Source organism: Allobosea sp. RAF48 (assembly GCF_052114025.1).
In the GTDB taxonomy this organism is placed as follows: domain Bacteria; phylum Pseudomonadota; class Alphaproteobacteria; order Rhizobiales; family Beijerinckiaceae; genus Allobosea.
Window position 1 is genome coordinate 1 of sequence record NZ_JBFRDZ010000036.1, and the last position, 6,684, is coordinate 6,684.

At 60.5% G+C, this 6,684-nt stretch carries 10 protein-coding genes; 5 read left to right on the top strand and 5 right to left on the bottom strand.

Annotated elements, in window-relative coordinates; all coding sequences use genetic code 11:
* Positions 1–15: 15 nt before the first annotated feature.
* Together AB4Z10_RS29595 and AB4Z10_RS29600 are read right to left on the bottom strand one after the other, a co-directional pair.
* Positions 16–237: a hypothetical protein gene (locus tag AB4Z10_RS29595; RefSeq protein ID WP_441473978.1), complete on the bottom strand. Its 222-nt coding sequence runs from the start codon at positions 235–237 to the stop codon at positions 16–18.
* A 57-nt stretch (positions 238–294) separates the two neighbouring features.
* Positions 295–504, bottom strand: coding sequence for a hypothetical protein (locus AB4Z10_RS29600; protein WP_441473979.1), 210 nt, complete (start codon positions 502–504; stop codon positions 295–297).
* 41 nt (positions 505–545) lie between these two features.
* Between AB4Z10_RS29600 and AB4Z10_RS29605 the strand changes: the two genes are divergently transcribed.
* Complete coding sequence (locus AB4Z10_RS29605) at positions 546–881, top strand: hypothetical protein (protein WP_441473980.1); 336 nt, start codon at positions 546–548, stop codon at positions 879–881.
* Positions 882–1,373: 492 nt separating this feature from the next.
* On the opposite strand, the gene AB4Z10_RS29610 is transcribed toward AB4Z10_RS29605, so the two are convergent.
* Both AB4Z10_RS29610 and AB4Z10_RS29615 read right to left on the bottom strand, forming a co-directional pair.
* Positions 1,374–1,649, bottom strand: a complete 276-nt coding sequence (locus tag AB4Z10_RS29610; RefSeq protein ID WP_441473981.1) for a type II toxin-antitoxin system HicB family antitoxin — start codon at positions 1,647–1,649, stop codon at positions 1,374–1,376.
* Between the two features lie 239 nt (positions 1,650–1,888).
* Positions 1,889–2,926 (bottom strand): hypothetical protein, encoded by a 1,038-nt coding sequence (locus AB4Z10_RS29615; RefSeq protein WP_441473982.1) that lies wholly within the window; start codon positions 2,924–2,926, stop codon positions 1,889–1,891.
* 276 nt (positions 2,927–3,202) lie between these two features.
* On the opposite strand from AB4Z10_RS29615, the gene AB4Z10_RS29620 reads away from it, so the two are divergent.
* Positions 3,203–3,445: a hypothetical protein gene (locus AB4Z10_RS29620; RefSeq protein WP_441473983.1), complete on the top strand. Its 243-nt coding sequence runs from the start codon at positions 3,203–3,205 to the stop codon at positions 3,443–3,445.
* 324 nt (positions 3,446–3,769) lie between these two features.
* On the opposite strand, the gene ku (AB4Z10_RS29625) is transcribed toward AB4Z10_RS29620, so the two are convergent.
* Complete coding sequence (ku, locus tag AB4Z10_RS29625; protein ID WP_441473986.1) at positions 3,770–4,591, bottom strand: non-homologous end joining protein Ku; 822 nt, start codon at positions 4,589–4,591, stop codon at positions 3,770–3,772.
* Positions 4,592–4,713: 122 nt separating this feature from the next.
* On the opposite strand from ku (AB4Z10_RS29625), the gene ku (AB4Z10_RS29630) reads away from it, so the two are divergent.
* The 3 genes from ku (AB4Z10_RS29630) to AB4Z10_RS29640 all read left to right on the top strand — a co-directional run.
* Positions 4,714–5,514, top strand: coding sequence for a non-homologous end joining protein Ku (ku, locus tag AB4Z10_RS29630; protein ID WP_441473987.1), 801 nt, complete (start codon positions 4,714–4,716; stop codon positions 5,512–5,514).
* A 319-nt stretch (positions 5,515–5,833) separates the two neighbouring features.
* Positions 5,834–6,064, top strand: a complete 231-nt coding sequence (locus AB4Z10_RS29635) for a DUF7696 family protein (RefSeq protein WP_441473984.1) — start codon at positions 5,834–5,836, stop codon at positions 6,062–6,064.
* Positions 6,065–6,478: 414 nt separating this feature from the next.
* On the top strand, positions 6,479–6,684 hold a 206-nt coding region (locus AB4Z10_RS29640; RefSeq protein WP_441473985.1), incomplete at its 3' end, for a hypothetical protein.

Below are 6,684 nucleotides of genomic sequence, written 5' to 3' on the forward strand. Positions count from 1 at the left end.
GGTCGTTCGGCTGTTTCATTGGTCATTCGGGTTCGCGAACAGGCCGCGCTCCCTGTGAGAACAGCCCGCGCAGATACCCGCGCGAGACGGAACGATCGGCGTCGGCGAGCAGAACGTTGAAATCGTGCAGAACTGCCCGTAGCGCGGCCGCTCGCTGCCATGCTCAGCGACAAGATCGTTGATTTCGCACTCAATTTCATTCGCCAAGTCGGGTTCTGGTGCGGGTTCGGGTGACATGGCTTGCGTCCTCGAGTATGAGAACATAATGAGAACAAACCGCGCCTAGGAGTCAAGCTATGAACGTCGACACCTTCTTCCTTCAGCCCTTCCAAGACGCATCGGAAGAAGCTCGTCCCGGCGCAGCGCGTCCCGGCGAAAACCAAGCATCACGCGCTGAACGAAGGGGAGCGGCTCGGGCGCTCTGCAGAGGGCGTCGCCGTCGTCCATGTCGTCGCGGATGATGAGACAGGTGAAGTTGCGTCGATCGACGTCCTCGCGCGTCACGGGGCCATCCCGGAGGAATTCGAGGAGCAGATCCGAGCGCTATGAAGCGAAATCCGCGCCGCGCCTACGACAAGGACGGGAAGGAGATCCAGCCGGCGACGGTCGGATCGGAACGCGCCCGCGGATGCAAGCTGGCTGAGGTCTGGTGCAACGACTGTGTTCGCTATGCTGAGGTCAGCCTGTACGGGCTGCCTGACGATCTGCCGATCCCGGACATCTGCCTGCGTTATCGCTGCTCCAAGTGCGGCGGCAAAAATCTCTCGTCTCGCGGGAGCATAAGCGAACACTACGAGAAGGCCCAGGAGAGCCGGGGCAAGTCGATGCGGAGCCCGCCGGCAATCGTGGCGATCGGAACAGCCGCCTCCCGCCGCAGTTGAATCGTTGGCAATAGCGTTGTGTGAGGTTTGCGATGGTTGCGTTGCGAAAACCTGCAGGGCCGTCGGCGCGCCGGCCCATGCCACCTAAGCGCGAACTCTATCGGGAGCGCTGCCAGGATGAGTATGGCAACCACTATATCGTCATTGTCTGGCGCGAGTGGCCCGGCCTCCTAACGACATCCTACACGCTCAAGGACGGCACGCCGGTTCACTATGAAGACGAGTGCAGCTTCTCGCTTCCATCGGGAAAAATGATAACCCGGTGCGAGGACTAGGCCGCGCCAGGTGTGCGGCTCAGCGTCCGGTTTGACGATAGGACTCAAGGTTGGCCCTGTGGCCTCGAGTTGGTCCACCGCGTGATCAGCACCACCGCGGGTGCGCAAGTCGGAAGCCGCATCGGCGTCCGAAAACGGAGCGCAGCCGGCAGTGAAAGCACGAGCTGGGAAGCGGCAAGGAAGGTATGGACCGGTTCCTTGAAACGGTTTGCCGGCGCTAGCCCCATAGTTTCAATGGCACAGCAACAAACACAGCACCGCGCCGGCGTGCTGCTCTGACGTCACGATCGGCCTGAATTTCCTGAAGAGCACGAGCCGGGGGCAAGTGCTCGCCATGAGCCAGGGTCTCAGCGGCCCATTCGCGCAGGCACGTTCGCGCCGATGCGACGCATTCGTCCAGCGTCCTACCGGCGGAGATGGCACCTGGAACGTCGGGAAACCATCCGCCGTAAAGCGTTTGAGGTTCTTTTTCGATGACGGCTACAAAATGCATACCTCAGCGTCCCGATCTGGGAATTCTTGCGGTGAATCTATCCTGAAAACCATGCGATCAGCCGATCTCGATCTCTGAAGCTCGACGAGAAATCACGCCTAAAGAAACGAAATCGGAGGCGGAAACGCTCCTCATCGTAGCGAGTTCCGTCGAATTTCGTGGGTCATTGAAAATCGTCGTTGCCAGCAGGTCCACTGCCGACGTCTTAACGGCCGAGCCCAGTCAACTTGCGACCAGCCTCAGCGCAATGCCGGGGCATCCGGCCCTGCTGTCTTTGACAACAGGAGCGCCTTTGCGCTGCGCGCTGGCGCATCAGTCGCTGAAAACGGTTTGGTCGCTTGAAGGGCTACCAGATCAGCCAGCTCTGCCGCAGAAGCCGCTTCCATATTCGATGCCGTACGTGGATCGCGGTCCATCGAATACGCCCATTTGATAGCTGCAGTTCGGCTGTCAACCAAGCGCGCGATGATGCGGAACGTGTCGCCGGACTGACGAACACTGCCTTCGAGAATGTATCGAGGCACGATTGGGTCACCGAGCGATGCAGTCGATACACCGGTCGGCCCGCCCTTACCGAAGACCTTTAGTCGCTTCAGCTGTGAGAGGCGATTCAGAACTTCCTCGGAAAGCGCTGCGGCGAATGTTACGCATTCCGACGACGCTGACAGACTAGCGAAGGGCTTTACGATCACCTCCGGGTCAACCATCTTTTCGGAAGTCGATGGCTGCGCAGCCGATTGCAGGGGCATCGCCTGCATGACAACGGTCAGGCTCAGTGCCAACGCGAGAAACAGAGCGCAGGCCAAAGACCAAGGATGGTTGGCGAGTGCCGCAAGCCCGATGCCTCTGCTTTGGATGGTTACCTTTAGCGGCTCAGTCTGAAACTGCTGCCGCGGCGTTGCATGCTGCCAGCGGAATGTCGGAACGTAGCTTCCCTTTGCCACCTCGATAACGACCGGATCCCGTTTCCCGTCGAGCAAATAATACCGTTCCAAAGCGCGCCTCAGGCGGGCTGCCTCAATCCGCACAACTGGGTCGTTCATTGCGTCGAAGTCTTCACATCGGCCAAACACAGCAATCGCAATCGTGTAGGCTTTCAGTTGGCGCTGTCGCCCGCAAAGCGTCTCATCGACAATGRATTGGAGAAACGCCGTGATGCGTTCCGGGACAATGAAATCCTTGCTTCCGGCGATACGATCCAGCTGAGACCTGACTGCATCGGCACCGGGAAACGCAGTGACTGCGCCATCGTGGCTTGACTGTTCTGAAGCTTCCACGACCGCCTCCAAGAACGCAAGGCGCAACAAAACTGACAGTCTGAACGCTACGGTAGCCCCATCCAGGGTTGAACGCCAACGCCAAATCCCACTGGAGGCGATCCAGTTCTGCCCTCCAATAAAGCCGCATGCGCGCCCTCCCCTCGGGGCCTCGACGCGGAGTTCATGGATGGGATTGCATTTCCCCGCTGCGAAGGCGCGAAAACCTAGACATCAAGGACAATATTTGCGGGTCCAAAGAGGGATTAACTTACGCCTTTGATCGCAGCGGTCGCTATGACGCCAGAACAGAAATCAGGGCTAGCGCGGCTGATGCTCCGCTGGCCCGAGCGGCGGGGCGAGCTTGAGCGAGCCGCCCACGGTTCGATTCTCGACCTCTATGAAAGCTACGAGCTAGCGTCGCTCGCTCACATCCGGTGGTCTCAGAAAGCGGAACCGGCGGCGGTAGTTATCGCGGCAGACTATCGGCGCATCCTGATCGAACTTGAACACGACATCGCGGCCGCCCTCGCCGGATAGCGGGAAAAGACGCCGAGCCACACACGCCATGGGAGGGGAAAGACGGCAGCTCGGCGCCACGCCGCATCGAAGGCGCTTCAAGAGCTTGGCTGCAAATGATGAACGATGGGCAATGTCGGCGTTCACCCAAAACAGCAAACCCCGCCACGGCGGTGGCGGGGTTCACTTGGGCCTCCAGCCCATTGCTCGAGCTGAGATCGAGCACCTCTCTCAATCCGGCTTGAGAACGCGACCTAGCGACGTTAGTTCCAGAGTGAAAGGCTCCTGACTCGACGAAGCGGGATCGACTGGCGGAAATTTCCGGACCCGAACGAGGCTGGCAGGCTAAGCTGCTTTCCGCGACGCTTTGCGCTTTACGGGCGGAGGGGCAGCCTGACCGGCGCTGGCGCGCAAGGCCGCCATCAGATCGACGACCTTGGGCTGCTTGGCCTTCTTCGCGACCGGAAGCGCCTTGCCGGCGAGCTTCGCCTTCACTAGTTCAGCGACCGCGGCCTCATAGCGATCATCGAAGGTTGACGGGTCGAACGTTCCGCGTTTGGTGTCGATGATGTGCTTGGCGAGATCCAGCATCTCCTTCTGGATCTTCAGCTTCGGGATGCCGTCGAAGGCTTCCGATGCCGAACGCACCTCATAGTCGAAGTTGAGAGTATGGGCGACGAGGCCGAGCCCCTGGGCTCGGATCAGCAGTGCGCGATAGCGGCGAAACAGCACAGCGTGCGCGAGGGCGCCGACCTTGCTGGCCCGAAGCGCTTCCCTGATCACGGCGAAGGCATCATCGGCAATCTTGCCGTCCGGCGCCAGGTAATAGGGCTTGTCGAAATAGATCGTGTCGATGTCGCCACAGGGGATGAAGGCGGCGACGGCAAGGGTTTTGTTGCTCTCTGGAACCGCCTTTGCGATTTCCTCGGGCTCAACCTCGACGTAGCGGTCCTTGTCGATCTCGAAGCCCTTAATCTGGTGTTCGCGATCGACTGGCTCATCCGTGACTGGATCGACGAACTCGCGGCGCACCCGATGACCGGTGTCGCGATTGATCGTGTGGAACGAAATGCGCTCCGATGTGCTGGCCCCGGTATAGAGCGCAACCGGACAACTGATCTCGCCGAACTTCAGATAGCCTTTCCCGTTCGCACGCGCCGCGACCATGACACTCACCCCATACGCAACAACACGATTCAATGCCGGGCCGCCGCGCATGTTCCCGCCTCGCGGAACTGATTCGTTTGCCCGGCATTGAGTCCGCAGTTTCGTTGCCGGAGTTGCGTTGCATGGCTGAACGGACCTATTGGAAGGGCTATCTCAAACTGTCGCTGGTGACCTGCCCGGTCGCGATGTCGCCGGCGACGTCGGAAAGCGAGAAGGTCCGGTTCCACACACTGAACCGCGAAACCGGCAACCGGATCGTCAGCCGCTACGTTGACGCCGACAGCGGCAAACCCGTCAAGCCCGATCACCAGGCTAAGGGCTACGAGGCCGAAGCCGGCCGCTTCGTCGTCATAGAGGATGAGGAGCTTGAGGCCGTCCGGCTCGACACCGTCCGCACGATCGACATCGACAAGTTCGTGCCGCGCGACTCGATCCCGTGGCTCTACCTCGATAGTCCCCATTACTTGGTGCCGGACGGCGATGTCGGCGAAGAAGCCTTCTCGGTGATCCGCGACGCTATGGCCGCGTCAAAGATGGCCGGCATCTCTCGCGTCGTTCTGTATCGCCGGGAGCGCGCGGTCATGCTCGAAGCCCGCGACCGCGGCATCGTGCTCTGGACGCTGCGCTACGGCGACGAGGTCCGCGATGAGAAGGCGTATTTCTCCGGTATTGAGCAGGAGAAGCCTGAACCCGAACTGCTCGATCTGGCGCAGAAATTCATCAAGTCGAAGACCGCAGACTGGTCGCCGGAGATGGTCAAGGATCCGGTGCAGGAACACCTGCTTAAGTTGATCGCGTCGAAGAAGCGCCGGAAGGGCGCGCGGGTTTCTGCCACTCGCGAGGACGGGCGGCCGGCGAATGTCATCAACCTCTTCGACGCACTGAAGAAGAGCCTCCAGGCCGACAAGTCGCTTCGGAGCTAATCGCCATGGTCACAGCGCAAACCTCCATATTCCCGGTACGCCGGACCTACAGCAGCAGGCGAGAACTCTATCGAGAGCCCTGCCAGGACGATGAAGGTAACCGCTACACGGTGATCGCTTGGCAGAACAAGCCGGGGCTCTCGACCGTCTCATACTCGCTGGAGGACGGGACACCTCTCCACTACGAAGATGAGCGCTGCTTCGCCCTTCCATGGGGAAAATTGATCACCCGGTGCCTGTACTGACGGCTCAGACCATTTCGGACAGCACGGGAATCTGTCACGGCCGGCGCATGTCCTATCCGCCTGACAACCCGCCCATGAAGTTCTCCGTCCTCTTCGGCCGCGAGGTTTCGACCTGGTCGAACGAGTGGCAGCACGAATGTGAAGTTCGCTACCTCGCCGGGATGAAGCTCGCCGATCGCAATGAAGTCCTCGATGGCGTGAAGGACGGCTCCAAGGGCATCAAAGGCCACCGCGGCGACAAAGCTGTGGCCTACCTCCGTGCTGAGATCGACCGCTATGCGGCGCTAAAGGCGAAGGCCGGGTAAAGCGCAATAACCATCGGCCAGCACTTTCGCTCACGATCAAGAACATGATCGACCTGCTCTGGTTGACGCTGCAAATCGTTGACGCTGCAAATCGTCGACCTGCTTGCTCGCATCAGCTGAAACGAAAAAGGCCCCGCCAGTCGAAGCCAGCGGGGCCGAAATCAGGAAGCCGGCCTGGACGGCCCCCTGCCGCTTCGAGAGGGGACCAGAATCGCCTTTGAGGGAAATCATCGGCGCTCGAAAGCGGCAGAATAGAAACGGGATGGAACCGGAAGGGTTCCGTGTCGATCAGCTACCCGCTCAGTGGAAGACGAAATGCGACTTGTCGCGGCCCGCAACAGGCGCGTACTGCTGGGTTGTTGACCCCGTGGGGACGACGTCGGAGGCCGGCGCCGTTGAGGTGGGAGGCGGGCGATGCACACCGGGAAAGGCCTGCTTGTCCTGCGGGACGGCCGGACGCTCCCGCTCACTTACCAATTCGGCAGCGACTGCGACGACACGCGCGCCGGATACCTCTTCTGCGATATTTCAGAGATCGATCCCGCCGAGCTCTTCTACCGGCTGCGCGTGATATGCGATGACGGCAAGCAGATACTTGTCGCCGTGATGCATTCCAGCGA